At 40.5% G+C, this 26498-nt stretch carries 36 protein-coding genes; 25 read left to right on the top strand and 11 right to left on the bottom strand.

The features are described from left to right. Positions 1-10: 10 nt before the first annotated feature. The 3 genes from NSQ25_RS10025 to NSQ25_RS10015 are packed head-to-tail and all read right to left on the bottom strand — an operon-like array spanning position 11 to position 1265. Entirely contained in the window at positions 11-136 is a 126-nt protein-coding gene (locus tag NSQ25_RS10025; protein WP_003215584.1) for a hypothetical protein, read from the bottom strand. Positions 137-178: 42 nt separating this feature from the next. Then, positions 179-574 carry a reverse transcriptase-like protein gene (locus NSQ25_RS10020; protein ID WP_041109559.1) on the bottom strand — a complete coding sequence of 132 codons (396 nt, stop codon included), beginning with the start codon at positions 572-574 and terminating at the stop codon, positions 179-181. A 1-nt stretch (position 575) separates the two neighbouring features. After that, positions 576-1265, bottom strand: a complete 690-nt coding sequence (locus NSQ25_RS10015) for a queuosine precursor transporter (RefSeq protein WP_024422750.1) — start codon at positions 1263-1265, stop codon at positions 576-578. 94 nt (positions 1266-1359) lie between these two features. Here NSQ25_RS10015 and NSQ25_RS10010 point away from each other — a divergent pair, with 94 nt between their 5' ends. The 3 genes from NSQ25_RS10010 to NSQ25_RS10000 all read left to right on the top strand — a co-directional run bounded on the left by NSQ25_RS10010 (position 1360) and on the right by NSQ25_RS10000 (position 2570). Beyond that, positions 1360-2031, top strand: coding sequence for a ribonuclease H family protein (locus NSQ25_RS10010; RefSeq protein ID WP_214755548.1), 672 nt, complete (start codon positions 1360-1362; stop codon positions 2029-2031). Position 2032: 1 nt separating this feature from the next. Next, positions 2033-2215, top strand: coding sequence for a zinc-finger domain-containing protein (locus NSQ25_RS10005; protein ID WP_024422748.1), 183 nt, complete (start codon positions 2033-2035; stop codon positions 2213-2215). Positions 2216-2387: 172 nt separating this feature from the next. Further along, positions 2388-2570: a hypothetical protein gene (locus tag NSQ25_RS10000; protein ID WP_008346368.1), complete on the top strand. Its 183-nt coding sequence runs from the start codon at positions 2388-2390 to the stop codon at positions 2568-2570. A gap of 51 nt (positions 2571-2621) precedes the next feature. On the opposite strand, the gene cspD is transcribed toward NSQ25_RS10000, so the two are convergent. Next, on the bottom strand, positions 2622-2822 hold the full coding sequence (gene cspD / locus NSQ25_RS09995) for a cold-shock protein CspD (protein WP_003215784.1): 201 nt from the start codon (positions 2820-2822) through the stop codon (positions 2622-2624). A gap of 259 nt (positions 2823-3081) precedes the next feature. Between cspD and NSQ25_RS09990 the strand changes: the two genes are divergently transcribed. Then, on the top strand, positions 3082-3783 hold the full coding sequence (locus NSQ25_RS09990) for an AIM24 family protein (RefSeq protein ID WP_034280509.1): 702 nt from the start codon (positions 3082-3084) through the stop codon (positions 3781-3783). A 33-nt stretch (positions 3784-3816) separates the two neighbouring features. Here the strand turns inward: NSQ25_RS09990 and NSQ25_RS09985 are convergent, their stop codons facing one another. Together NSQ25_RS09985 and metA are read right to left on the bottom strand one after the other, a co-directional pair. After that, positions 3817-4968, bottom strand: coding sequence for a diglucosyl diacylglycerol synthase (locus NSQ25_RS09985; RefSeq protein ID WP_034280512.1), 1152 nt, complete (start codon positions 4966-4968; stop codon positions 3817-3819). A 228-nt stretch (positions 4969-5196) separates the two neighbouring features. Continuing rightward, positions 5197-6105: a homoserine O-succinyltransferase gene (gene metA / locus NSQ25_RS09980; RefSeq protein ID WP_024428133.1), complete on the bottom strand. Its 909-nt coding sequence runs from the start codon at positions 6103-6105 to the stop codon at positions 5197-5199. Positions 6106-6244: 139 nt separating this feature from the next. Here metA and NSQ25_RS09975 point away from each other — a divergent pair, with 139 nt between their 5' ends. The 12 genes from NSQ25_RS09975 (at position 6245) to NSQ25_RS09920 (ending at position 17116) form a co-directional block, all read left to right on the top strand. Beyond that, entirely contained in the window at positions 6245-7927 is a 1683-nt protein-coding gene (locus NSQ25_RS09975; protein WP_326136269.1) for a formate--tetrahydrofolate ligase, read from the top strand. Between the two features lie 74 nt (positions 7928-8001). Further along, positions 8002-8484 (top strand): glutathione peroxidase, encoded by a 483-nt coding sequence (locus tag NSQ25_RS09970; RefSeq protein ID WP_326136270.1) that lies wholly within the window; start codon positions 8002-8004, stop codon positions 8482-8484. 13 nt (positions 8485-8497) lie between these two features. Beyond that, positions 8498-9109 (top strand): HD domain-containing protein, encoded by a 612-nt coding sequence (locus NSQ25_RS09965; RefSeq protein ID WP_326136271.1) that lies wholly within the window; start codon positions 8498-8500, stop codon positions 9107-9109. A 30-nt stretch (positions 9110-9139) separates the two neighbouring features. Next, a complete protein-coding gene (locus NSQ25_RS09960) occupies positions 9140-10276 on the top strand; it encodes a conserved virulence factor C family protein (RefSeq protein ID WP_326136272.1) in 1137 nt (378 codons plus the stop codon). Positions 10277-10583: 307 nt separating this feature from the next. Continuing rightward, the gene (ilvD, locus tag NSQ25_RS09955) at positions 10584-12260 is read left to right on the top strand and encodes a dihydroxy-acid dehydratase (RefSeq protein ID WP_024422739.1); all 1677 of its coding nucleotides are present in this window, start codon (positions 10584-10586) and stop codon (positions 12258-12260) included. 81 nt (positions 12261-12341) lie between these two features. Then, positions 12342-12776 carry a BrxA/BrxB family bacilliredoxin gene (locus tag NSQ25_RS09950; RefSeq protein WP_024422738.1) on the top strand — a complete coding sequence of 145 codons (435 nt, stop codon included), beginning with the start codon at positions 12342-12344 and terminating at the stop codon, positions 12774-12776. Between the two features lie 66 nt (positions 12777-12842). Then, the gene (locus NSQ25_RS09945; RefSeq protein ID WP_065214715.1) at positions 12843-13631 is read left to right on the top strand and encodes a class I SAM-dependent methyltransferase; all 789 of its coding nucleotides are present in this window, start codon (positions 12843-12845) and stop codon (positions 13629-13631) included. Between the two features lie 298 nt (positions 13632-13929). Continuing rightward, the gene (locus NSQ25_RS09940) at positions 13930-14547 is read left to right on the top strand and encodes a YpjP family protein (RefSeq protein ID WP_024428139.1); all 618 of its coding nucleotides are present in this window, start codon (positions 13930-13932) and stop codon (positions 14545-14547) included. 18 nt (positions 14548-14565) lie between these two features. Beyond that, the gene (locus tag NSQ25_RS09935; RefSeq protein ID WP_024428140.1) at positions 14566-15093 is read left to right on the top strand and encodes a phosphatidylglycerophosphatase A; all 528 of its coding nucleotides are present in this window, start codon (positions 14566-14568) and stop codon (positions 15091-15093) included. Positions 15094-15196: 103 nt separating this feature from the next. Continuing rightward, positions 15197-15991, top strand: a complete 795-nt coding sequence (locus tag NSQ25_RS09930) for a thymidylate synthase (protein ID WP_024428141.1) — start codon at positions 15197-15199, stop codon at positions 15989-15991. After that, positions 15988-16473: a type 3 dihydrofolate reductase gene (gene folA / locus NSQ25_RS09925; RefSeq protein WP_024428142.1), complete on the top strand. Its 486-nt coding sequence runs from the start codon at positions 15988-15990 to the stop codon at positions 16471-16473. The genes NSQ25_RS09930 and folA overlap by 4 nt, the downstream gene beginning before the upstream one ends. Before the next feature lie 19 nt (positions 16474-16492). Next, positions 16493-17116, top strand: coding sequence for a hypothetical protein (locus tag NSQ25_RS09920; RefSeq protein WP_024428143.1), 624 nt, complete (start codon positions 16493-16495; stop codon positions 17114-17116). A 41-nt stretch (positions 17117-17157) separates the two neighbouring features. Here NSQ25_RS09920 and NSQ25_RS09915 read toward each other — a convergent pair whose 3' ends face one another. Next, the gene (locus NSQ25_RS09915) at positions 17158-17796 is read right to left on the bottom strand and encodes a hemolysin III family protein (protein WP_024428144.1); all 639 of its coding nucleotides are present in this window, start codon (positions 17794-17796) and stop codon (positions 17158-17160) included. A 14-nt stretch (positions 17797-17810) separates the two neighbouring features. Then, the gene (locus NSQ25_RS09910; RefSeq protein WP_061109262.1) at positions 17811-18779 is read right to left on the bottom strand and encodes a sigma 54-interacting transcriptional regulator; all 969 of its coding nucleotides are present in this window, start codon (positions 18777-18779) and stop codon (positions 17811-17813) included. Between the two features lie 181 nt (positions 18780-18960). Here NSQ25_RS09910 and ilvA point away from each other — a divergent pair, with 181 nt between their 5' ends. From ilvA to ypmT, 7 genes are all read left to right on the top strand, one after another. After that, positions 18961-20229, top strand: a complete 1269-nt coding sequence (ilvA, locus tag NSQ25_RS09905) for a threonine ammonia-lyase IlvA (protein ID WP_024428146.1) — start codon at positions 18961-18963, stop codon at positions 20227-20229. 36 nt (positions 20230-20265) lie between these two features. Next, the gene (locus tag NSQ25_RS09900; protein WP_024428147.1) at positions 20266-20517 is read left to right on the top strand and encodes a YpmP family protein; all 252 of its coding nucleotides are present in this window, start codon (positions 20266-20268) and stop codon (positions 20515-20517) included. Between the two features lie 186 nt (positions 20518-20703). Next, positions 20704-21546, top strand: coding sequence for a DegV family protein (locus NSQ25_RS09895; RefSeq protein WP_024428148.1), 843 nt, complete (start codon positions 20704-20706; stop codon positions 21544-21546). A 59-nt stretch (positions 21547-21605) separates the two neighbouring features. Then, positions 21606-22160 carry an SCO family protein gene (locus NSQ25_RS09890; RefSeq protein ID WP_029706009.1) on the top strand — a complete coding sequence of 185 codons (555 nt, stop codon included), beginning with the start codon at positions 21606-21608 and terminating at the stop codon, positions 22158-22160. A 69-nt stretch (positions 22161-22229) separates the two neighbouring features. Continuing rightward, entirely contained in the window at positions 22230-22991 is a 762-nt protein-coding gene (locus tag NSQ25_RS09885; RefSeq protein WP_075623731.1) for an SGNH/GDSL hydrolase family protein, read from the top strand. Between the two features lie 10 nt (positions 22992-23001). Next, entirely contained in the window at positions 23002-23568 is a 567-nt protein-coding gene (locus NSQ25_RS09880; RefSeq protein WP_024422724.1) for a YpmS family protein, read from the top strand. Positions 23569-23592: 24 nt separating this feature from the next. Further along, positions 23593-23790: a protein YpmT gene (gene ypmT, locus NSQ25_RS09875; RefSeq protein ID WP_024422723.1), complete on the top strand. Its 198-nt coding sequence runs from the start codon at positions 23593-23595 to the stop codon at positions 23788-23790. 32 nt (positions 23791-23822) lie between these two features. Here ypmT and NSQ25_RS09870 read toward each other — a convergent pair whose 3' ends face one another. The 3 genes from NSQ25_RS09870 to NSQ25_RS09860 form a co-directional block, all read right to left on the bottom strand. Next, positions 23823-24539 carry a DUF4397 domain-containing protein gene (locus NSQ25_RS09870; RefSeq protein ID WP_235046713.1) on the bottom strand — a complete coding sequence of 239 codons (717 nt, stop codon included), beginning with the start codon at positions 24537-24539 and terminating at the stop codon, positions 23823-23825. A 68-nt stretch (positions 24540-24607) separates the two neighbouring features. Next, entirely contained in the window at positions 24608-24868 is a 261-nt protein-coding gene (locus tag NSQ25_RS09865) for a hypothetical protein (RefSeq protein ID WP_025093107.1), read from the bottom strand. 54 nt (positions 24869-24922) lie between these two features. Further along, positions 24923-25354 (bottom strand): MarR family transcriptional regulator, encoded by a 432-nt coding sequence (locus NSQ25_RS09860; RefSeq protein WP_007500780.1) that lies wholly within the window; start codon positions 25352-25354, stop codon positions 24923-24925. A gap of 138 nt (positions 25355-25492) precedes the next feature. On the opposite strand from NSQ25_RS09860, the gene msrA reads away from it, so the two are divergent. After that, complete coding sequence (gene msrA, locus NSQ25_RS09855; protein ID WP_024422720.1) at positions 25493-26026, top strand: peptide-methionine (S)-S-oxide reductase MsrA; 534 nt, start codon at positions 25493-25495, stop codon at positions 26024-26026. Next, a complete protein-coding gene (gene msrB / locus NSQ25_RS09850; protein ID WP_024422719.1) occupies positions 26026-26457 on the top strand; it encodes a peptide-methionine (R)-S-oxide reductase MsrB in 432 nt (143 codons plus the stop codon). Before msrA ends, msrB begins: the two co-directional genes overlap by 1 nt. Positions 26458-26498 lie beyond the last annotated feature (41 nt).

Raw genomic sequence — 26498 nt, 5'->3', positions numbered from 1 at the left:
ATCCCTACATTCATCTTTTTGTATTGCTTTTCTTCGCTCTATTTTCGAGCTGAGATAGTGGCTGCTTATCTTTTGTTTGCGCATCACCTTGAGGCGTTGTCCCATTTGTGACACGACCTTTATTTTCTTTATCCAATCAGTATCACCTCATACATTAGCATAACCGAAAAAAAGCGATTCATCCTTTAGAAAGGTGAATCGCTTTTCTAGCGAGCTGATCAGCTACTTGATTTTCCTTGCTTGGAATCCACTTAATGAAAAATAAATCAAACTGGCTTTGAAGCTCGATCATCTCTTTTATAAAATGCTGAAAGGCTGGATTTTTAGCAAATCCTGCATTGGCTGCACGGTCAACTACCTGTGAATCTGTTCGAAACGAAACGGATCGCAGTCCTTTTTCTACGCAGATTTTCATCCCTTCAATGAGAGCGGAAAATTCTGCTTCGTGATTGCTCATTGATCCAAGAGGAATCGAGAAAGATTCTGCCTTTCCATCATATTTAATGAAAATACCGATGCCAGAAGGACCCGGATTACCTGCGCTAGCACCATCAATGTATATTTCAGCTGGCAATTTATTTCACCCTTTCATCAAGCGGAACCATTTTTTTCGCTGCATACGCGTATGGTGTCGCAATCGCGGCGACGATAAATTTAATCACATAAGTCGTGATGAAGATTTCGATCCATACATGAAATGGATAGGTGCCAAGAAAGGCAATTGTTGTGAAGATCAGTGTATCAAGCAGCTGGCTGATCATCGTACTTCCAGCGTTGCGCACCCAGAGCGCACCATCGGAAGGAAATATCCGGCGAATAAACGAATATACATAAACATCTAACATTTGACTGATGATATAAGCAGCAAGACTGCCAAGTGCGACCCTTGGCATAAAGCCAAAAATGGTTTCCAGGGATGTTTGAGAAATGTCGGATGGAGCGGGATGGAAAAGTAAAGCCTCCTGCATGACAACGGTTAGTGTTAAAAGAGTGGCAAAACCAATCCAGACAGCTTTTCTCGCTTCATTTTGTCCGTATTTTTCATTCAATACGTCCGTTGCAAAGAATACACTGCCGTATAAAATGTTTCCAAGTGTTGCCGTTAAGCCAAACAATTCAACGGTTTTGACCACTTGTAAATTTGCAGCAACCGTCGCAAAGCCAATCCAGACGAAAAGGCCCATCTTGCCAAATCCTTTATAAAATAGAAGAACAATGATAAAATTAATGATCGCAAATAAGATCCAAATACCTTCATTAAACAAGTGACATGAACTTCCTTTCTCATTGTGAAATGTAACTTTTTGATTATAGCATAACGAACGTTTACCTTAAAAGTACGGGAAGGCGATGTGATCAATGAAATTAAGAGCACACTATACAATGAAAGTGAAATCGATTGGGTCCATTGCTTTTTTCCAAGAAGATTGGATGGAGCTAAAAGAGGCCTTGATTTTAGCAAAACATATCGATAAAAAAGAACCACAGTCACTCCTATCATTTGAAGATGAAAAAGGGGCGATGTGGTCTATTAAAGAACTTGAAAAACTAAATGAAGAACTAAAGCTTGAACCTGATCAGCTTCAGGTCTATTTTGATGCAAGTTTTCACAAAGAAACAGGCGACTCTGGTCTTGGGGTTGTCGTTTACTATAAGCTCGGAGAAGATGCTTATCGTTTGAGAAAAAATCAGCCCTTCCAAGGAATCACCAATAATGAAGCAGAATATGCGGCTTTATTTGAGGCTGTCAAAGCTTTAAAAGATCTTGGAGCAAGCAGAAATTCTGTCACGATTAGAGGCGATTCACTTGTTGTCATGAATCAATTAAAAGGAGAATGGCCTTGTTATGATGATATACATAACAAATGGCTCGACCGGATTGAAGCGGCTTTAAAAGAGCTGAGGCTTACGCCAACATATGAAGTCATCGATCGTAAACAAAATGCAGAAGCGGATCAGCTTGCAAGGCAGATGCTTGCAAACGTCCCAATCGAAAGTAAGTTGAAATTAGAAGCAGACGGAGCTGAATAATGTGGATAAAAAAACAGCAGTACAAGAATTGACGGATCTCCAAGACACGTATTGTTCAGATTGTTTGATTAAGAAGCACTTTCGAAAAGAATATGGAAAAAAATACGCCCACTCCTTTTGTATTCAGCAATGCACAGTAGGAGAGAAAATAAAAGAATACGGACAGACGCTGCTTAAAAAGTAAGCGGCTGCCGCCCCGGTTTTCCCTGCTCAAACATCCGCTCATGAAAAAAAACGGATAGAATGTGTAAAAAGAGAACATATTCTGAAAAATGAGCCGATATAACTATAGAAAGTTTTGGTTGAGTTACTTTTTGACTAAGTGACGGATAATAGAGGAAAAGGGGAAGGCCGGCATGGATAATAAGGATTTCGAAACGGTATTACATCGAACATTTCAAGAGGTATACAGCGATCTAGAGCAGCTAGTAGATGTTGCAAAGAAGGGAAGACCTTTTCTCGAAAAAGATATTTCTGAAATTGAACAACGACTGAAGCAAAATATTTTAGCAATTGAAATTCAGCTGAAAATCAAATAAGAGAGGCATATGCCTCTCTTTATTTTGTCGTTTCATCATTGATTTAGTTGATTAGATTTTTGTTACGTTTGCAGCTTGAGGTCCACGATTACCTTCAACGATTTCAAAAGAAACTTCTTGTCCTTCTTCTAAAGACTTGTAGCCGTCACCTTCGATAGCTGTGAAGTGAACGAATACATCGTCTCCGCCTTCAACTTCAATGAAGCCGAAACCTTTTTCATTATTGAACCATTTTACTTTACCGTTTTGCATATTGCTTTTTCCTCCTAGTACTGTAGCACACCTTTTGGCATACTAAAAAAAATTTTCATCACCTAACGACTTTGCAGTTGTTAAATGATGGTTCCACTATACACCATCAAAAGTAAAGCGTCAAGCAGGCGAGCCAAATTTTGAGCAGAATGTTTGATTTTTTTGTTTTTTTGGTGAATAACAATGAAATATAAAACGTTTTCGGAACCTCACGTGCAGCTTGTCCGTATATAAAAAAAATACAGAAAGAGGTGCAATCATGAATCGTTATACACTTGAAGAATTTGTTCAGAATACGCAGCAAGAAGATAAAGGAGAAGGGGTCTTCGAACTTGAAACACCAAGACTTTTAGAAATTAATTTGACTGACACGATTTGGGCAAAAACGGGTTCCATGGTTTCCTATCGAGGGAAAATCAAATTTGAACGTGAAGGTGTTTTTGAGCACGGCGTCTCCAAGATGTTCAAAAAAATGCTTTCAGGAGAAGGCACCTCACTAATGAAGGCGACAGGTGATGGGAAATTATATGTGGCAGATCAAGGTAAAAAAATCTCGATTCTTCGTTTGGCTCAAGGAGAATCCATTTTTGTGAATGGAAACGACCTGCTTGCGTTTGAACCATCTGTCCGCTGGGATATCAAATTAATGAAAAAAGTGTCTGGTATGCTTGCAGGCGGATTATTTAATGTCAAATTAGAAGGACCGGGCTTAGTTGCAATCACAAGTCATTATGAGCCGCTGACACTCATTGTTCAGCCGGGTGATTCTGTTTATACAGATCCGAATGCGACTGTTGCGTGGTCAGGGGATTTAAAAACTGAATTTGTGACAGATGTTTCCTTTAAAACGTTTATTGGCAGGGGAAGCGGAGAGTCCATTCAAATGAAGTTTACCGGAAGCGGCTTTGTTGTCGTTCAGCCGTTTGAAGAAGTATACACAACAAATGGAAATCAAGGGTGAGGAAAAAGGTGTCCGTCAATGACGGACACCTTTTTATGATAATGCGCGAGCATATGTTTTGTTATTCATGATGAGATCTGACTGCTCAACGATATCTTCCAAAATGGTTTGAGAAGATTGTTTTAAGTGCAGTTTTTTCATGTTTTGTTTCATTGTTTCTAATTTTTCTTCGTCCTGCAGCAAGTTGGTCACAGATTCTAAAATGTCTTCATGTCGGTTAATGACAATGGCAGCGCCATATTCCTCAAAGAAAAGAGCATTTTCCTTTTCTTGTCCAGGGACAGGCTTATAAAGAATGACCGGGACACCGATTGCAGTTGCTTCTGTTAAAGTAATGCCGCCTGGTTTTGTAATCATACAATCTGTTACTCTGAACAATTCATCAATTTGTTCCACATATCCAAGCGCCTTCAATTGATCTGGGTGTGCTTGTTCAAGAACGCTAAGCGATTGTTTCAGCGCGGCGTTCTTTCCGCATACAACAACAATTTGTACTTCACTGTCGAGAAGCAGCGCCTCACATAATTCCTTCACATTTTTTAGTACACCGTGAGCACCGGCCATGATGAGAAGAACTTTTTTATCTGATGATAATCCATATTTCTTATAGATCATCGATTGTGGCACGTCTGCTTCAAACTGTGGTCTAATAGGAATACCTGTCACCTTGACATCGCTTGGATGTGTGCCGATTTCCACTAATTTTTGTTTCACATAATCGGTTGCAACATAGTATCGGTCGATGTTTTCATGTACCCAAATCTTATGGAGACAAAAATCTGTCATGACATTAAAAGTCGGAATCACTTTACCTGTTTTGTTTCGGTATTCTGGTACAACAATCATCGGGAATGTAATAATGATGATGTCCGGATTGTGTAACTGAATTAATTCATCGAGACGCTTATTTCCCATCTTTAAATAAATGTTAAATTTGCGTTTATTGTAAATTTTATCTACACCGTAATAAAACAAGCGATAAAATTGTTTCCCAATGGAAAAGCTCTTCAAGTATAAATATTGAGTCACTTCTGACACAATGGGATTCGATTCTTGATACAAATTAGAAACTACAACATGTTCAAACCCTTGGGATTTGCATTCATCATACAGTGTTTTTGCTACCTGCATATGTCCATTTCCATAATTTGCGGTCAAGATTAATATTTTTTTATTGGTATTCAAGAATATTCACCTCAAATGTAATCAACAACAACAAAACTTCGTACGAAAACTATTAATCTCATAGGTCTACATATACATAAAGATAACATATAAACAGTTAGAGCATATCATTCGTTACGAAAGAATTAAACTAATTTTAAAAAACAAACAGATTCAATTGATAATGGAAGACAGAGCCATTTGTATTTTAACACATTTTGACGATTTATCATCAGACCACAGTCTATTTTATTCCCAAACGTATGGTGTTTCTTGATAAACATAATAATTTAGCCAATTCATAAACAATAAGGTTGCATGGGCTTTCCAGCGATTTACTGGGATTAATGTGTCACCATCTTCTATAAAATAGTGGACAGGTTTTTGGACTGTATCATGTTTCAACAAATCTCTTTCATATTCCTGCATCAATGTATCTGTATCATATTCAGGATGTCCAGTTAAAAATACTTGTTTATCATCATCTGAAACAATTAAACAAACACCCGCTTCTTCAGACATACTCAAGACTTTCAAATTCGGCGTGTTTTTTAATTGTTCTGTATTAATATCTGTATGCCTAGAATGTGGGACATAGTATACTTCATCAAAACCTCTGACTAATCTTTCTTTTTTCTCTTTCACAATATGCTCAAATACACCAAATTTTTTCTCGGGAAGCTTGATTTTTTCAATCCCGTAATGGTGATATAAACCTGCCTGTGCACCCCAGCAAATATGAAGGGTAGACGTTACATTGGTTTTACTCCAGTCCAAAATGTCCTGCAGCTCTTTCCAATAAGAAACTTCTTCAAAAGGTAAGTGCTCAATTGGTGCGCCAGTGATGATCATTCCATCAAATTTTTTATGGCGGATCGATTCAAAGGTCGTATAAAATTCATCTAGATGCTCTCTCGACGTATTCTTCGGTGTATGTGTACTTGGAATCAAAAACGTGAAGTACACTTGTAAAGGAGAATTTCCGAGCATTCTCAGCAGCTGCGTTTCAGTTTGTATTTTTTTTGGCATTAAATTTAAGATCACGATATTCAAAGGACGGATATCTTGCTTGAATGCCCTTGTCTCATCCATGACGAAAATATTTTCGCTCTCTAGTATTTGTTTTGCCGGCAGATGAACTGGTATGTTAATAGGCAACTCGCCACCCCCTGAACCAAAGCTAATTTCACTTCATTATAGGAACTTTCTGGCGATATTTCAATGTTTCAATTATGTTACAATGAAAAATAGAGCAAAAAAGAATGCTGTTTCTGTAAAAAAAGGAGGCCATTTTGTTATGATCACAAAGCATTTATCTGATATTGACATTGCCCAAAAGGCTAAGCTGAGACCGATTCAAGACATCGCAGCAAAGCTGCAAATACATGACGAAGAATTAGAATGCTATGGTTTCACAAAAGCGAAAATATCTTTGACTATTTTTGACCGTTTAAAGAAACAAAAAGAAGGACACGTGATTCTTGTCACTTCGATTAACCCTACGCCAGCAGGTGAGGGGAAATCCACCGTAACTGTCGGCCTTGGTCAAGCCTTTGAAAAAATTGGCAAAAAAGCGATCGTTGCGATGCGTGAGCCATCATTAGGTCCTACAATGGGGATTAAAGGCGGAGCAGCGGGCGGAGGATATTCACAGGTGCTGCCAATGGAAGAAATCAATCTTCATTTCACAGGGGATTTTCATGCCATTACATCTGCACATAACGCCTTATCTGCATTTATTGATAACCATATCCATCACGGAAATGAACTCGGCATCGACACTCGGCGCATTGTGTGGAAGCGGGTGCTTGATTTAAACGATCGTGCATTAAGACAGGTCGTTGTCGGACTTGGCGGTCAGTTAAATGGGTATCCTAGAGAAGACGGATTTGATATTACAGTGGCTTCCGAAATGATGGCGATCCTCTGTTTAGCAGAAGACTTAAACGACTTAAAAAAACGTCTTTCTTCTATTGTTGTTGCCTATAATCAAGAAGGAGAGCCAGTCACAGTGGGAGCACTTGGATATGAAGGTGTTCTGACGTTACTTTTAAAAGATGCACTCAAACCAAACCTTGTTCAAACGATTGAAGGAACCCCAGCCCTTGTCCATGGCGGTCCTTTTGCTAATATTGCACATGGATGCAATAGTTTAATTGCAACCAAAATGGCAGCAAAATTAGCTGATTATGTCGTAACAGAAGCAGGATTCGGAGCAGATCTTGGAGCAGAAAAATTCCTCCACATTAAAACAAGAGCTGGTGAATTCAAACCTAGTGCAGTTGTCATTGTCGCAACAGTGAGAGCATTAAAGATGCATGGCGGAATGAAGAAAACCGAACTCAAAGAAGAGAATGCACACGCCGTATTAGAAGGTATACATAATTTGGAAAAGCATATTGAAACCGTGCAAGCTTTTGGTCTTCCATATATTGTGGCGGTAAACCGGTTTATAACGGATACAAAAGAAGAGATTCAAGCGATAGAAGATTGGTGCGGCAAACATGGCCATCCAGTCAAAGCCGTGAATGTATGGGAAGAAGGAGGCGAAGGCGGAACAGCTCTTGCCGAGGAACTAGCAGCACTCATTGAAAAGAAAAAGAACAACTTTACCTATTTGTATGAAGAGAACGATTCCATCGAAGAAAAGTTATATAAAGTGGCCAAAGTGGTTTACGGTGCAGATGGGGTCACGCTCACAACTAAAGCAAGAAAGCAGCTGGCTGCCATTGAAGAAAACGGCTGGGCTCATTTGCCGGTTTGTATGGCAAAAACACAATATTCTCTTTCAGATGATCCAGCTTTAATCGGCAGACCTAAAGGCTTTACCATTACGATTCGAGAGTTAAAGCCGTCTGTAGGAGCAGGGTTTATTGTAGCCTTAACCGGAAGCATTTTAACAATGCCTGGATTACCTAAAAAACCCGCGGCTCTTGAAATGGATTTATTAGAAGACGGCAGTGTAACAGGACTCTTTTAAACGGGAGCATAAAAAGCGATTTTCTAAAAGAAGCATGTTACGATAGGAAAAAGTGAATCCTAGGAGGCTATGAGATGTCAATTTATGATATTCAGGTCAAGACCATTAACGGTCAGGAACAATCGATGGCAGATTATAAAGGAAAAGTGCTCATTATTGTAAATACAGCAAGCAAATGTGGGCTGACTCCTCAATTTAAACAATTACAAGAGTTATATGATCAATATCATGAAAAGGGCCTTGAAATTTTAGGATTTCCGTGTAACCAATTTATGAACCAAGAGCCAGAAGGAGAAGAAGCCATTCAAGAATTCTGTTCTTTGAATTATGGAGTGACCTTCCCTATGTTTGCGAAAGTAGATGTCAATGGCGAAGAGGCGCACCCGCTGTTCAAGCATTTAACAAGTCAAGCGAAAGGTGTGCTTGGGACAAAAACAGTGAAATGGAATTTCACAAAATTTATCGTGGACCAAGACGGAGAAGTTATTGAACGATTCTCGCCGAAAACACCACCAAAAGAATTAGAAAGCTCAATCATCACTCTGCTTAACAAATAAGATGGTGACAGTCATGCATCGAAAACAATTGGAGGCAGCAGCCTCCTTTGTTTCAGACAGGCTGAAGAATGAACCGACTGGACACGATGCGGCTCATGTTGCTCGTGTACGCCAGCTTGCCGTTCGTATTGCAAATCAGGAAGGCGGCTCTCTTTTTATCATCGAAATGGCAGCGATTGTACATGATGTCATTGATGAAAAGCTGTCAAGTGAATGGAAGGTCACTGAAAAGCAGCTTGAGCATCAGCTCCTTTTGTGGGAATTGGACACGCGGGATATCCGCTATATCATGGACATCATTACAACGATGTCTTTTCGTCATCGGCATAAGCAGTTTAGGCCAATGACGTTAGAAGGGGCCATTGTTCAAGATGCGGATAGGCTGGATGCGATAGGTGCAAGCGGTATCGCTAGAGTGTTTACGTATGCTGGCGCTACAGGTGAGCCCCATTATACAGAGGACACGCAGCAGAGCTCTGTGCTAAAGCATATGGAAGAAAAACTGCTCAAATTAAAAGACTTGATGAACACTCATGCAGGAAAGCAGCTTGCTGATGAGCGGCATGAATTGATGAGTTTATTTATCAAGAAGTGGAAAGAAGAATGCGGCCTTACAGATGAGTAGGGTCTTTATGTGTGTAAGGAGGATATATCAATGAAAATAACAGCAATAGAACCAACGCCAAGTCCGAATACGATGAAGGTGATTTTGACAGAATCACTTGCCGGCGGTAAAAGCAACAACTACAAAAAGGATCAAAAAGATGAAGCACCAGAAATGATCAAGCGTATTTTAAGCATTGAAGGTGTAAAAGGGGTTTATCATGTTGCAGATTTCTTAGCGGTTGAGCGAAATGCAAAGTTTGACTGGCAGGGTATTTTACAACAGGTCAGAGAAGCCTTTGGACAAGAAACAGAAGGTCTTCAGGAAGGATCTCAGTCAGGCGATGACACATTTGGTGAAGTGAAAGTGTTTGTCCAAATGTTTAATGGGATTCCAATGCAGGTCAAACTGTCAGATGGTGAAAGAGAAGAACGGTTTGGCATGCCTGAACGTTTTCAAGCAGCCATTTTAAAGCTTAGAAGCAGCTCAGACAATGTCGTGTTTGAACGTGTGTGGAAAGAACACGGCGTTCGTTTTGGAGAATTTGCTGATATCGGTCAGGAAGTCACAGAGGAGCTGCAAGCAGCCTATGATGACGAGCGTTTAGCCCGATTAATAGAGGCGGTTAAAGAAGGTCAGGAAGCTGTAGATAGACAGGTGAACCGAAAGGCATATGATGTAACAGAAGAGATGCTGCAAGAGGAAGATTGGAAAAAACGTTTTGCCCATTTAGAGCAAATGCAGCCAGAGCTAAAGGACATACCTGTTTTAATGAAAGCAATGGAGGATCCAAAAACGTCTATTCGCAGACAAGCCGTTGTGAATGCTGGCATGATTGAAGATCCTGCCATTCTGCCTATTTTATATAAGGGGCTCGAAGACAAAACAGTGACGGTCCGCAGAACGGCTGGCGACTGTATTTCTGACCTTGGGGACCCAAGTGCTATCGAAGCCATGATCGCAGCATTAAAAGACCCGAGTAAGCTCGTCCGCTGGCGTGCAGCTATGTTCCTTTATGAAGAAGGGGACGAAACGGCACTTGAAGCATTAAAAGAAGCAGAGCAAGACCCTGAGTTTGAAGTCAGTCTTCAAGTGAAAATGGCGATTGAGCGCATTGAGCATGGAGAAGAAGCAAAAGGCTCAGTATGGAAGCAAATGACAGAAAGTAGAAAGAATGCATCAGAATGATGAGAAAGAAGAACAAGCTGCCAATGAAAAGCAGCTTGTTTTTCTAAAAACGATAGACAGAAAAATTTTTTTAGAAAAATTATTTTGAATATTGTTGAAATATGCGAAAAAACTCTATATAGTAGTACCAATATAGAATATTGGAGGTCAGATTTTATGACACGAACCTTGCTGAGCGCTTGCTTCAGCAGCCATGTTAGTCATCAGTCATTCATAGGTGGCTAAATAAACAGAAAATTTGTAAAATAAAATCAACTCAAAATCATGCAGTCAACAAGACTTGTAGTATAGGAGGCTTTTTAAACAGATGGCAGAACTACGCAGTAATATGATTAAACAAGGAATCGACAGAGCACCTCACCGAAGCTTACTAAGAGCGGCGGGGGTAAAGGATGAGGATTTCGGCAAGCCATTTATTGCCGTATGTAATTCCTATATTGATATTGTCCCAGGACATGTCCATCTTCAGGAATTCGGGAAGATTGTGAAGGAAGCCATTCGTGAAGCTGGCGGGGTGCCATTTGAATTCAATACGATTGGCGTCGATGATGGAATTGCCATGGGTCATATCGGGATGAGATATTCATTGCCAAGCCGTGAAATCATTGCGGACTCTGTGGAAACCGTTGTATCTGCTCATTGGTTTGATGGAATGGTTTGTATTCCTAACTGCGATAAAATCACACCAGGAATGATGATGGCAGCGATGCGCGTGAATATCCCGACTGTCTTTGTGAGCGGGGGACCGATGGAAGCGGGTAGAACAAGTGATGGCAGAAAAATTTCCCTTTCTTCTGTATTTGAAGGCGTTGGTGCATACCAGTCAGGTAAAATCAATGAAGAGGAATTAAATGAATTAGAGCAGTTTGGCTGTCCAACCTGCGGATCTTGTTCAGGTATGTTTACAGCTAACTCAATGAACTGTTTAGCGGAAGCACTCGGGATCGCTCTTCCTGGAAATGGAACGATTTTGGCGACATCACCAGAACGAAGAGAATTTGCGAAGAAGTCTGCAAAACAACTCATGGAGCTCATCAAAAAAGATATTAAACCACGGGATATTGTCACTGAAAAAGCAATTGATAATGCATTTGCATTAGATATGGCACTTGGTGGTTCAACTAATACCGTTCTTCATACATTGGCGATTGCAAATGAAGCAGGTGTTGAATATTCACTTGAACGTATCAATGAAGTAGCAGAACGTGTGCCTCATTTATCAAAACTTGCTCCAGCTTCAGACGTTTATATTGAGGATTTACATGAAGCAGGCGGCGTTACAGCAGCACTAAATGAATTGTCTAAAAAAGAAGGAGCTCTTCATTTAGATACAATGACCGTTACTGCGAAAACGCTTGGCGAGAACATTGCGGGGCATGAGGTAAAAGATTATAACGTCATTTATCCAATTGACAAGCCATTTACTGAAAAAGGCGGCTTAGCCGTTTTATTTGGAAACCTTGCGCCAGATGGAGCCATCATTAAAACGGGCGGGGTACAAGACGGGATCACACGCCACGAGGGACCTGCCATCGTATTTGAATCCCAAGAAGAAGCCCTTGAAGGTATCATTAATAGAAAAGTAGAAGCAGGACATGTTGTCATCATTCGCTACGAAGGACCTAAAGGCGGACCTGGCATGCCTGAAATGCTTGCACCTACTTCACAAATTGTCGGCATGGGACTTGGACCAAAGGTTGCTTTAATTACAGACGGACGTTTTTCCGGCGCTTCTCGCGGATTGTCTATTGGACACGTCTCTCCAGAGGCAGCTGAGGGCGGCCCGCTTGCCTTTGTTGAAAATGGTGACCATGTCGTTGTCGATATCGAACAGCGCATTTTAAGCGTAGATGTTCCAGAGGAAGAATGGGAAAGAAGAAAAGCAAACTGGAAAGGCTTTGAGCCAAAAGTAAAAACGGGTTATCTTGCTAGATATTCAAAACTTGTGACATCAGCCAATACAGGCGGCATCATGAAAATTTAATCTGATATCGAACATTTGAAAATTGGCTCTCTCTATAGTATCCTTTATTCACAACATAAGGATTATAGAGGGGGCTTTTTTATGTCAATGGCATATGAAGAATATATGCGCCAGCTCGTTGTACCGATGCGTCAAGAGCTGACAAGTGCAGGATTTCAAGAACTAACAACGGAAGAAGAAGTAGAACAAACGATGCAAGAAGCAGAAGGAACGACATTTGTCGTTGTCAATTCTGTATGCGGGTGCGCTGCCGGCTTAGCACGCCCAGCTGCTACACAAGCTGTGATGAAGGCAGAAAAAACACCAGATCGAATTGTCACAGTTTTTGCTGGTCAGGACAGGGAAGCAACGGCAAAAATGAGAGAATACTTCACAGGGGAAGAGCCATCGTCTCCATCTATGGCACTTTTAAAAGGAAATGAACTCGTTCATTTTATTCCGCGTGACGAAATTGAAGGTCATGAAATGGAAGACATCATGAACAACGTCTTATCTGCATTCGAAAAACATTGCTAATACACATGTTGAAATGTCCTGTAAACAAATCAGGGCATTTTTTCTTGATCATGATGGAGGAACCGCATGCTTATCACAACAAGCTTTAGAGCAAATGAACAAACAATTGAAACAGCAAAAGCCCTTGCAGAGGATTTACATGGTGAGTATGTAGAAAGGCGCAAACAATCCGTCAAGCAGCTTGCGATGAAACGAGGAGATGTCCTTGTTGTGGGGAAAGAAAGATTTGAATGGTATCAGCCAAATGGTGAAAAGTTCTTCTTCCATCCAAGCTCAGCGATGTTCAGGGTGAAGCGGCTCATGCGCGGAGAAAAGGATCCTTTAATCGAAGCCACGCAGCTTCAGCCGGGCGATTCCTTTTTAGATTGTACGCTTGGCCTAGGATCAGATGCCATTACAGCAAGCCTGCGAGTAGGTGCGAATGGAAGGGTCGTCGGTATCGAAAAGAATCCGATGACAGCATTGCTAGTGCGAGAAGGACTAAACACATGGGAGACAGGGGTAAGAGAGGCAGATGAAGCGATGAACCGGATATCTGTTGTAAGTGGAGACAGTATCGAGCAGCTAAAAAAGCTCTCTGATGAATCATTTGATGTCGTCTATTTTGATCCGATGTTTGAGGAGACGATTCAAGAGTCTGCAAGTATCGCACCGCTCCGTCATGCGGCAGAGCACCACTTTGACCACGAAACAGCCGTCCAAGAAGCACTGAGAGTGGCGAGAAAAAGAGTGGTTTTAAAAGATCATTGGAAAAGCACCCGATTTCTAGCAGACTCCTATCAATTTCACGTTTTAAAACGAAAAACAGCCCAATTTCATTATGGATATATTGAGAAAGAAAAAAGCCCTCGCTAAAGGTTCAGGTGTGCAGACAATTCTTTTTAATTCCTTGTCAATCATCTAAAAAAGCCCTTATTCAGGGCTTTTAATCTGTAATCTCCATATAGACAAAATAAAATAATGTCAGCAAGGAAGCCGTAATAAAAAAACCTTCAAGCATACCCATTCCTCCCAAATTTTAGTCGTCATTACTGCCATTGTAAACGTTTTATTATGAAAAAGAAAGTCTCAAATCGGTGACCAAATTGAATGACTGAAAATTCATTATATGCTAGAATAGCAGTATGATAACTTATGGAAGGAATTAGATATCATGAAGATGTGGATGAGAAAAACGCTTGTTGCGCTCTTTACGATTGCAACTTTTGGTTTAGTCTCTCCTCCGTCGGCTTTGATGACAGACAAGCCCTCTGAACTTTCTTCATCTGATAAAACGCCTTATACAGCTGTTTATGATACATCAGATGAAATGCGCAGCTGGGAACTAACGCAAGAGGAAAGCAAAGAACAGTTAGATCCCTTTGAGCAATATAAGCAAGAGGTGCTGTCAAGTGCAGAAAATCAATCCTTTCTCAAATTTGGCCGTAAAATCACACCTGTCATTGAGGACGAGTACAGAGAAGAGATTCAGCCGAAGATTGAACAAGTGTTAACTGACTATTTAACAAATTTCAAAGATGACGAAAAATTTCAAGATGTTGTTTTAACTGATCAGCCTTCAAGCGGAAATGGCGAAAAAATCTTCCACATTTACAACCGCAAGACCGGAGAAGATTTGCTCCGTTTTCATGTCAGAAGAGATCAGCCGCCTCACAGCGGATATTGGTTTAACTTTCATTACCATACAGCAGAAGATGGATTCCAGACGCATCACGAACTCGGTAATATTTACTGGGACAAAAACACCCCGCCGAGCTGGATGAGCCACTAGAAGGAGATGTCATGCCCATTGAAAAAATATACAATGAACGAAATGGTGCAAATTACAAAACAAATGTTAAACGATCGCGGAGTGAAAATTGAAGATATCGCACACATTGTGCTGAAGCTCCAAGAAAAATATCATCCAAACCTTCCACTTAGTGTCTGTATTGAAAATGTTGAAAAAGTGCTGAATAAAAGAGAAATTGTCCATGCAGTTTTAACAGGACTTGCCCTTGATCAGCTGGCAGAAAAAAAGCTCTTGCCAGAACCTTTACAGCACTTAGTTGAAACAGATGAGCCGCTATATGGAATTGATGAGATTATTCCGCTTTCCATTGTCAATGTATATGGATCAATCGGTTTGACCAACTTCGGTTATTTAGATAAAGAGAAATTTGGTATTATTCGTGAATTAGATGAAGGCCGTCCAGGTGAAGTGCATACTTTCCTTGATGACCTAGTCGCTGCACTTGCCGCCGCAGCTGCAAGCCGCATTGCTCACTCACACCAAGATATTAAGGATGAAGAGCAGGAACGAGTGAATCAAGCATAAAAAGAAAAACATGTCTGCTCATCATGCAGTCATGTTTTTTTGGTTTCAAGAAAAGCCGAAATAAGGTAAACTACAACAAGAACATAAATAAAGGATGAAAAAAATGAAACAATACAAAGAGTTATGCCGTCATGTATTACAGCACGGGGATGAAAAAGGTGACAGAACGGGTACAGGTACAATCAGCACGTTCGGTTACCAGATGAGATTTGATTTACAGGAAGGATTTCCTCTTTTAACCACAAAGAAATTACACCTGAAATCGATCATTCATGAGTTGCTTTGGTTTTTAAAAGGTGATACAAATGTCAAATATCTTCAAGAAAATGGTGTCCGCATTTGGAACGAATGGGCAGATGAAAATGGAGAGCTGGGCCGTGTATACGGTGCACAGTGGAGATCATGGGCGAGCGGAGACGGCGAGACAGTGGATCAGATCACAAAGCTGATTCATGATATTGAGCACAACCCGAATTCAAGACGACTGATCGTCAGCGCTTGGAACCCGGGGGAAATTGATCAAATGGCGCTGCCTCCTTGTCATTGTCTATTTCAATTTTACGTATCAAACGGGAAGCTTTCCTGCCAGCTATATCAAAGATCGGCAGATATCTTTTTAGGCGTGCCATTTAATATTGCTTCATATGCCCTTCTAACGATGATGATTGCCAAAGTCACAAATCTTGAGCCAGGAGAGTTTATTCACACACTCGGAGATGCTCATATTTATCAAAATCATCTTCCACAGGTGAAAATGCAGCTAGAGCGCGAGGAACGCACGCTTCCTACGCTTCGTATTACAAGAGATGTAAAGAGCATTTTTGATTTTACGTTTGATGATTTTGTGCTTGAGAACTATGATCCGCATCCGCATATAAAAGGAGAAGTCAGTGTATGATTTCCATGATTGCGGCGACAGGAGAAGACAGAGTCATTGGTCTAGATAATCAAATGCCTTGGCATTTACCAGCAGATTTAGCGTATTTTAAAAAAGTCACAGGCGGTCACACGATTGTCATGGGCAGAAAAACCTTTGAATCCATTGGACGAGCGCTGCCTAACCGCCGAAATATTGTGCTGACCACAAGTTCTTCTTTTAAAGCAGAAGGATGCGAGGTTGTTCATTCAATTGCTGATATTTTGGCAATTGGGGAAAGCGAGACAGAGCTATTTATCATTGGCGGGTCTAAGCTGTATGAAGAAATGATGCCATATGCTGATCGTCTCTATATCACGCACATTCACCATGCGTTTGAAGGAGACCGCTATTTCCCGTATTACAATGAAGATGAATGGACGATTGTATCACGCGAAAAAGGCCATCGTGACGAAAAGAACCCCTACAATTATGAATTTGTCGTATATGACAAAAAAGGATAAGTGAGTAGGAGGAGTACGGTTGTTTCGTTATTGGTTTTTAACGATTTATGTTGTTGTATCCTTTTTAAAAAGTATGAGGCATTTGTACGATCATGAATTAACGGATCCACGCATTTCCTATACGAAACGAATGCATCTCATTCATGAGCATGTAAAAAGGTTTTCCCGGGGATGTATTGATCAATCAGGATCAGTCATGACCATTCATCAGCAAAAGAAGCTGCCAGATGGCCCGGTTATTTATGTCACAAAAGAGCTGAATCCAGTCACGACGACATTATTGATCGGCCACCTTGAGAAGCCATTTGCTTTCATGGCAAAGCCGAAGCTCTTTCGGTATCCGATTTTAAAACAATGGCTCAAAAAAATGGCGGTTATCCATCAGAATCAAACGGATGAGGTCTTATTAGAAGAAGCAAAGGAAAGAATCGTGTCTGGGCAGAGTCTATTGCTTTCAGAAGCGTATCGTCATATTGCAGAGGCGCTTGCTGAAGAATACGATTGTCCGCTTGTACCAATTGAAACTAGCGGAACGGATCGTCTTTTAACTGGGAAGATCGTGAAAAGACTGCGTCCTGTTAATGTCGATATTCATATTAAAGCTCCTGTCATGATCAGTGATTACGCACAAAAACGTGCATAGAAAAAACCAGCATCCGAATAGTGGATGCTGGTTTTTTCATTCTATGCAGCAGGAATGTTTACGCAATAGAATAAAATACAGAAGAACATCGATGCGCTGCCGCCAAGAACAAAGCTGTGCCAAATCGCATGATGATAGGGAATTTTCCGCCAAATATAAAAGATGGTTCCGACTGAATATAATATGCCGCCTAACAGTAAGAGGCCAAATCCTGCACCTGTTAATTGGATATAAAGCGGTTTGATGGCGATGATGATCATCCAGCCCATTAATAAATAGACAAGGGTAGATACGATAATAAAGCGTTTGACGAAAAAGATTTTAAAGACAATCCCACCAGCAGCAAGCGCCCATACAATGGCAAGGAGCGTATAGCCGAGTGCACCTTTTAGTGGTCCAAGTAAAAAGGGTGTATATGTACCAGCAATCAATACATAAATAGCCGAGTGGTCGAGGATTTCAAAAATATCTTTTGTTTTTTTGTGCCGAATGCTATGAAGCAGGGTTGAGCTTAAATAAAGCAGCAGCATGGATGCACCAAATATCGAAAAGCTGATAATGTCTGTGACAGTGCCGTATTGAACAGCGAATAAGACGAGAAACACAATGGCTGGGATGGATAAAATAACACCTATGCCATGTGTAATGGCGTTTGCAATTTCTTCTTTTACAGTAAACAATGGATGTCCTCCTTTTATTGAACCGGTATATAACCATCAAGCGACTTCAGGAATGAAAGACCTTCAAGTGTAATCTTCGTTCCGGCCCTGCCTTTTCCTTTCGTCACGTATGCTTTTTTCTCAAGATCATCTAAGCGGTTTCGCACCTGCTGAGGGGTCAGCGGGATATCTCCTTGTTTGCTTAATTCAGATAAGATGCGCCTGCTGGCTGCTTCTCCTTTTTCATTAAGAGATTTAATGGCTTCCAGCAAGAAAACAAACTCTTGTTTTTCCATTAGTGTGAGCTGGTGTTCTTCCTTTTTACCTTTCACGGCTGAGGGAAGAGGTGCTAACACAAAGGGCGGTAAATGATGTAAAAATACCGTGTGGCCTTCGAGTATGGACGCAGCGTAATGAACAATATTTTTGAGTTCTTTGACATTTCCTTCAAATGGATACTGCTGCAAGGCTTCCCAAACACTTGGATCAATATCAGGTGCCATGTTCAGCTTTTGAAAGAAAGCATTTGTTAACACAGGAATATCTGTTTTTCGTTCGGCTAAAGCTGGAAGGGCCAAATGAAGAACATTCAGACGATAAAACAGCTCGGGTAAAAAGGTAGAAGAAACCCTGAGTGCCTCTATTGATAAAGACGAAGAAGCGATTACTTTTGTTGCAGGTGACGTTTCTAGAAAGTGAATGACCTGGTGCTGCATAGAAATACTTAATGCACCGATTTCATCTAAATAAAGAATTTGATTGTTTTTTTCTGTGAAGGCTTTCTGTAAGGTTTCTTCATTCAAGATAGGGCAATACATGTGTGTCAGTGATGCGTGTGGAACAGATACGTTCGCCATTTCTTGGGCGAATAGCGTTTTGCCTGTACCGATGTCTCCTGTTATCAAGACCGGCTGTTCGTTTTTCGAAAATTGTTTTGCCAGATGAATTGCATGCTTGATATCTTGATGATCACCATAGATAGATGCGAATGATTGAGTGGCCATTGGGTGATTCCTTTCTTTGTGGTTCTAATTGGTTCAATTGTAACACCCAATTAAAACAAATGTACAGGAAAACGAAAAAGTTTATAAAATTTATGATGGATCCATGATCTATTGGTTTATTTTTTGAATATTCATGTTATAATGACAAATTAAATAAGGTTAAAGAGAAAGGATCTTGTACATGAAACCGTTGCTCAAAGAAAATACGCTAATTCAAGTGAAAGACATCTTAAAAGCCCATCAAAATTTGAAGGATGTAGTCATTCATACACCACTTCAAAAAAATGAGCGACTTTCTGAACGATATGAATGTAATGTCTACTTAAAAAGAGAGGATCTTCAAGTAGTTCGTTCCTTTAAATTAAGAGGCGCTTTTAATAAAATGAGCCAGCTTCCAAAAGATAAACTAGAAAATGGCATTGTCTGTGCAAGTGCAGGAAATCACGCACAGGGTGTTGCCTATTCTTGTAAATATTTAGGTATCCACGGGAAAATCTTTATGCCTGCTACGACGCCAAGGCAAAAAGTATCACAAGTGGAGCTGTTCGGAAAAGAATATGTTGAAATTATCTTAACCGGAGATACGTTTGATGATTCGTATCATGAAGCCGTAAAATGCGGAGATGAAGAGAAGCGCGAATTTATCCATCCGTTTGATGATCTGGATGTGATGGCAGGACAAGGAACGACTGCTGTCGAAATCTTAAATGATATCGAAGTGGAGCCTCACTTTTTATTTGCAAGTGTCGGAGGTGGAGGTCTGTTATCTGGTGTTGGTACATATATCAAAAATATCTCACCAGAAACCGAAATCATTGCAGTCGAACCGCTTGGCGCAGCTTCACTGCATGCCTCGCATGAGAAGGGCGAGGTTGTGACACTTGATTCGATTGATAAGTTTGTAGACGGAGCAGCGGTTCAGCGGATTGGCGAAAAGACGTTTACATCGCTTCAGTCTGTTGTCGATAAAATCAGTCTTGTACCCGAAGGGAAAGTGTGTACAACGATTTTAGAGCTGTATAATCAATGTGCGATTGTAGCAGAACCGGCAGGCGCATTGCCAATCGCAGCATTAGATGCCCATCGCGAGGAGATCAAAGGGAAAAATGTTGTCTGTATTGTCAGTGGAGGAAATAATGACATCGGCAGAATGCAGGAAATCAAAGAACGCTCGATGATCTATGAAGGACTTCAACATTACTTTATTGTCAACTTTCCGCAAAGAGCAGGAGCGCTTCGGGAATTTTTAGATGAAGTGTTAGGGCCAAATGACGATATCTCACGCTTTGAATATACGAAAAAGAATAACCGAAGCAAAGGTCCTGCGCTAGTCGGCATCGAATTGAAAGAAAGAGATGATTATGCAGCGCTGATTGAGCGGATGGATAGAAAAGGCTTTCATTATGTTGAAGTGAATAAAGATCAAGATTTATTCCACCTATTTATTTAGGCTTAACAGATAATTGGAAAAGAGGATTGATCGTTTGTGCTGCTCAAAACAATATGTTTTAGACGGATGGATGGAGCTCAGATCAAGGTAACAGAAGTCCCTGTTCTAAAGGGAGATGAGACGTATCGTTTCATGCTCACCTTTAGACTTGAAGCTTTCTTGAAAAAAGTCTATGTATCTAAAGGAAAGAGAACTGTGTACTCTTTCAGAGAGGATGTGAAACGTAACGTCAAGTGGAGCACATATGAACAGATCTATCAGGAGCCTACACTGAAACACAATGCGTAAGCAGGAATCTTTGTCAAAGGGGTAAGCAGCCATTTTGAAGTGGCCGCTGCTCAGTTTGGCAAGGATTTTTTTCTTGACAAGAAGAAAATGTGACAATTTCAAAAACGTTAGGTCAGTTGTTTTCAAGTGTGCAGGAAATAAGGTAATATCATAAGTAAAGACTAAGACAGCAAGGATGAGACGATAGTGAAACAAATTAAAATTGTAACAGATTCAACTGTGGACCTTCCGCAAGAAAAAATCAATGATCTTTCCATTCACGTGATTCCGCTCAATATCTCCATTTCCGGAGTTGATTATATTGACCGGGTGAATATACAGCCAGATGAATTTATTGAAAAAATGGAGGCCGCTGAGGAACTGCCGAAAACGTCTCAACCTGCGATCGGTCAATTCGTCGAATTATATGAAAAGCTGACGGCAGATGGAAGCGAAGTGATCAGTATCCATTTAACTGGTGGTATGAGCGGTACTGTTCAAACTGCTGAAAGCGCTTCGAAAATGGTAGATGGAAATATCACGGTGATTGATTCGAATTTTATTTCCTATGGATTAGGATTTCAAGTCATCAAAGCAGCAGAACTAGCCAAAAAGGGTGCAAGCCGTGAAGATATTATCACAGAATTAGATAAAATCCGTCTTCAAACAAAGCTATATGTCACGATCGATACATTAGAAAATCTCGTCAAAGGCGGCAGAATCGGAAGAGGAAAGGCGCTGATCGGCTCACTTCTTCACATCAAACCAATTGCCAGCTTGACAGACGGGGTATATACGCCAGAAGCGAATGTGAGAAGCTACTCTGCGCTTGTCCGCCATCTGACAAAACAGTATGTACAGGCGGTGAAGGGAAAAACAGTTCAAGCCATTGGGATCGCACATGCAGATGCATTAGAACTCGCTGAAAAGCTAAAAAAAGCGCTGCTTGATCACACACCTGAAGCACTGATTGACATCGCCTACACAACACCGATTATTTCTTGTCATACCGGAAAGGGCGCAATAGGCTTTACTTTTTATACCGATTGATAGAAAAAGGGGATGGACATATCATGTATAGAAAAAGGGGAGCCTTACTTGGTGCGCTTATGATGGTAAGCGTGCTTCTTTTAGTCTCATGTTCAAATGGACAAATCAAGGATGCTTTAAATTATCAAATAGAGCCGTTTGAGTTTGAAAACCAAGATGGCCAAAAGGTGTCATTGGATGATTTGAAGGGGAAAGTATGGGTAGCAGATTTTATTTTCACAAGCTGTGAAACGATTTGTCCGCCGATGACTGCTCATATGACAGAGCTGCAAAAACGGTTAAAAGAAGAAAAATTGGATGCGCATATCATTTCCTTTAGCGTGGACCCAGAGGTCGATTCACCGAAAAAGCTAAAGGAATTTGCAAAAGCCTATCCATTGTCCTTTAAAAATTGGGATTTTCTCACTGGGTATTCACAGTCAGAAATTGAAAAATTCGCAATGAAAAGCTTTAAAACCATTGTAAAAAAACCTGAAGATGAAGACCAAGTGATTCATCAGTCCCTGTTTTTTCTTGTCAATCAAGATGGGAAAGTGATGAAAAACTATGATGGCGTGCAAAACACACCTTATGATGACATCATCAAGGACATCAAAACGCTGAACCGAAGCTAGCATAAGGATGTTCAAATGGGCGAAAACATGATACACTTTTTTAATCAGAAAAAGGAGGGACATCATCGTTTGAAGGCTCGTTTGATTTTGATTGTGATGTCTCTAGCTTTTGTTCTTTCTGCATGTTCCGCGCAAGAGGCTGGCATAAAGGATAAACTAGAAGACACACCAAAAGTAAAAGAACATATTACCATCGCAGCGGTTGGAGATTCCTTAACAGAAGGAATCGGAGATCAAGATAAAAAAGGCTATGCAGGCATGACCCGTGACAAGATAGAAGCAGTGGACGGCGTGCAGTCTGTCACATTAAAAAACTATGCCATTAAAGGCAGTAGAACAGTAGATTTATTAAAAAGATTAAAAGAAAAAAAGGTACAGGACGGACTGAAAGACGCTGACTATATTTTCTTTACGATCGGCGGAAATGATCTCATGCATGTTGTCCGTCAAAATGTGCTTAATTTGACGTTTGCTCCTTTTCAAAAAGAGCAGGGTCCTTTTGAAGAGCGCTTTAAAACCATTCTTGCTCAACTGAGAGAACAGAATGACCATGCGAAAATCATGTATGTCAGCATGTACAATCCTTTTAAATTCAGTTTGTCTGAGCTGCGAGATATTGATGAAGTCGTTCAAGACTGGAATGCCGCTGCCAAAAAGGAACTCAAAAAAGACGGCAATGCGGATATGATCAATGTAGCAGATTTATTTGAAGAAGGTTCTGATGAAAAATTACTGGCAGAAGATGATTTCCACCCAAACCAAAAGGGGTACTCTCTTATGGCAAATCGTTTATTCTCCGAAGTGAAAAAAGAAGGACTGCCGAAGGAATAGGGTGAAACAGATGAAAAAATGGAAAAGCTTATTTTTTATTTTACTTGCAATCAATCTATTGATTGTGATTGGCTGCGGTATTTTGATGCTGCTGCCAGGCGGTCAATCCGCTTCAACCAAAGAAGTGAAAAGCGAATATGCTTTTAATATATCCAGCTCAAAGGAATCACTCACCAGCTTTGTGAATGATTATTTGAAAAATCAAGGATCAAATGATATGCCAGACTTTCATGTAGCAATCGATCAAGATGTGAAAGTAACAGGCGCAATTAAAGCTTTCTCTTCAACGATTGATGCAAACGTCTCATTTACGCCAACTGTTGAAGATAATGGAGATGTGCTTTTGAAAGTGGATGACTTTTCAATTGGACAATTGAGCATTCCGATTAGTTTTGTTTTAAGCTACATGGGTCAGTTCTATGAGCTGCCAGAGTTCGTTCATGTAAAACCGGATCAAAAAACGGTTGAAGTGCGTCTTTCAGAAATGCCGCTGACGAATGATATGTATGTGAAAGCAAATAAAATTGATCTGCAGAACGATGAAATTGAATTCTCATATTATCATCCAAAGCAATAGAACGTGTGAGTCAGGAGTGAAATCATGAAGCGAGTCTATCAATATTTTAGTTTACTGTCGTTTTTATTTGCTGCGTACTTTGGCATAACAGCTGCCAATGCTTTAAAAGCAGAAAATATCGATCAGTTTTACTTAAATATTGCCTACTGTGCATTATTTCTAGGCACGATGATTCTTGCTTTTGATTTTCAAAAGCAAGAAAAAGCTGAAGATGTCTCGTAAGGAGCCTTTTCCACTTTAGGAAAGGCTCTTTTTTATAATTGCCGAGACAAGACCACCTTTGCCATAAGTTCAGGATCTCCGTTAGCAAAACCATGAAGCAGAATCAGGTATGCACGCTTTGTTTGCAGATGAACTTTTGGGATATCAAGCAGTACACTTTGAGTGCCGGCGGCTTTCAATTCAAAATGATATTTGTTCGGGGAGAAATGATGAATGTGGGTGCTGTTTACATAATCAAGCTCCTTCGATATAACCCCATGGTCTCGTTCGTATATATCTATAGAAGGAAGGTCCGGAGACAGCTGTACAAATGTAAGTGCTGACAGGTCTTCTTGTTTGATCAAAGTAGCCTGCTGCTCAGTCAAGAGTGCAAAGCCTGCACGGGCACCTGTGATACATAATGTGTAGACCTCGCCGCTCTTAAATCGAATGCGGGAATGAAGAATTCTCTCATTTGTAGCCAGTTTGAACACTTCTATTTCATACATTCCCTCATCCCACTCCATATAAGCGGTCAAATGGCTGTAAGGCATTGGTTTCATTATCTGCTTCCGGTTCACATAAACAGCGAGCTCACTGAGATCTGGTGCAGCGTGAAATAATCGAATAAAGGCTTTTGATGAAGGGCTGCTTTGAAGATGCTCGTAGGTGTCAGCGAATGGCCGATATGGAAAGTCATGATAAAAGAGCTGCTGCATGTCATCAATCCCTTCTTTCTCATGCAATGGTGTTTTTTGTAGCGTATGCATGAAAAAGACGATCTGTATAGGCAAAAGAAGCATAGAAAAAGCCTGACGTTTTCCGTCAGGCCGGCATGTTAAGAAGGAGAAGAATATTGATGATATTCAGCTAGTTTAATGAACGTTTTTTCATCCTCAATTAAACCACAAACACCGCACTGGACTTTCATTTGAGGACCTTGATAGCTCAAGTGAAAAGGAGACAGCTGTTCTCCTTCGTATCTTTCGACAACTACTCCTGTTGCTGGATCTAGCTTGACAGGTTCTGAAAGCTGCTCAATGAGATTAAAGCGCGTTCTGTTTGTTTTACAGTTTGGACAAAGATAAGGGCTTGTCATGGTTTGTTCCACCTCTTTTTATCCGTAGCATGTCCTGAGCGCTAAAATCTATGCTTAATCCTTTTGACTTTTATCCAGCTTTTTAAATAATTTGATCATTGTTTTTAGTTCTTCGTCATCAAATGATTCAAATCGCTCCATAAAGTATTCGGTTTTCTTTTTCTCAAAATGCTCAGTAATTTCCTTACCCTTATCGGTTAAGTGGATTTTGATGATGCGGCGGTCCTCTTTTGAGCGGATACGGGTGATCCAGCCTTTTTCTACGAGTGTGTCAGTCACAGCGGTAATATGACTTGCTGACACTCCAAGAATGGAAGCGAATTCCGTTACTTTTTTTGCACCTTGCTCACGGAGCAGATTTAAAATAAGAAATTCATTCCGAGATAATTCGTTTTCGAGCAGGCTGTTAATTTCATAACGGATCTGCTTAAATACGGTTCTCAGTAAAGTGTCCATTTCGTACATCATTTGTTTTCTTTGTTCCAATCATTAAACCCCCATTATATTTTAAAGATACGACAGAATGCTTTCTTTTATTTTAGGTAGACAAGTCGTATCATTTTCATTATTTTTTATCATGTTATAATATGATGATACCATTTTTTAAATGAAGGGGGCACTAATATGTCTGAAAAACAAGAATTAGCCACATTTGCAGGAGGCTGCTTCTGGTGTATGGTTAAACCTTTTGATGAACAGCCGGGCATTATCAAAGTTGAATCAGGGTATACTGGCGGACATACAGTGAATCCGACCTATGAGGAAGTATGTACAAATACAACGGGGCATAGAGAAGCGGTTCAAATCACGTTTGATCCTGACGTGTTCCCGTATGAGAAGCTGCTAGAGCTGTATTGGCAGCAAATAGACCCAACGGACGATGGCGGGCAATTTGGCGATAGAGGGGAATCTTACCGTACAGGTATTTATGTTCATCATGACGAGCAGCGAAAGCTAGCAGAAGCATCGAAAGAGCAGCTGAGCCAAAGCGGGATTTTCAAAAAGCCAATCGTTACAGAAATTTTAGACGCAGGTCCTTTTTATCCAGCAGAGGAATATCATCAGCATTATTATAAGAAAAACAAAATGCACTACGAACGATATCATGTCGGTTCGGGCAGAGCCGGTTTTATTGAGTCCCATTGGAGTGATAAATAATGGCAAATGAAAAAGAAAAGCGTATAAAAGAATTAAACCGCATGCAGTACGAAGTCACGCAAAATAATGGCACGGAGCCGCCATTTCAAAATGAATTTTGGGATCATAAAGAAGAAGGTATCTATGTGGATATCATTTCAGGAAAGCCGCTTTTTTCTTCTTTAGATAAGTTTGATGCCCACTGCGGATGGCCAAGTTTTACAAAACCGCTTGAAGAGGAAGAAGTAGCAGAGAAGGTTGATACGAGTCATGGAATGGTGCGGACAGAGGTTCGCAGTAAAACAGCTGATTCTCATCTAGGTCATGTTTTCCCTGATGGCCCAGGGCCAAACGGTCTTCGGTATTGTATTAACTCAGCCGCTTTAAAGTTTATCCCAAAGGATGATCTTGAAAAAGAAGGCTACGGGGATTTGAAACATCTATTTGATTGATCCATCTAAAAATCGTCACATGGAAAGCAGCTGCTTCCGTG

This window comes from Bacillus sp. FSL R5-0512, from assembly GCF_038593295.1.
GTDB lineage: Bacteria > Bacillota > Bacilli > Bacillales > Bacillaceae > Bacillus > Bacillus safensis.
Note: the sequence above shows the minus strand (reverse complement) of the source record. Positions and strands in the feature narration are given on the sequence as shown.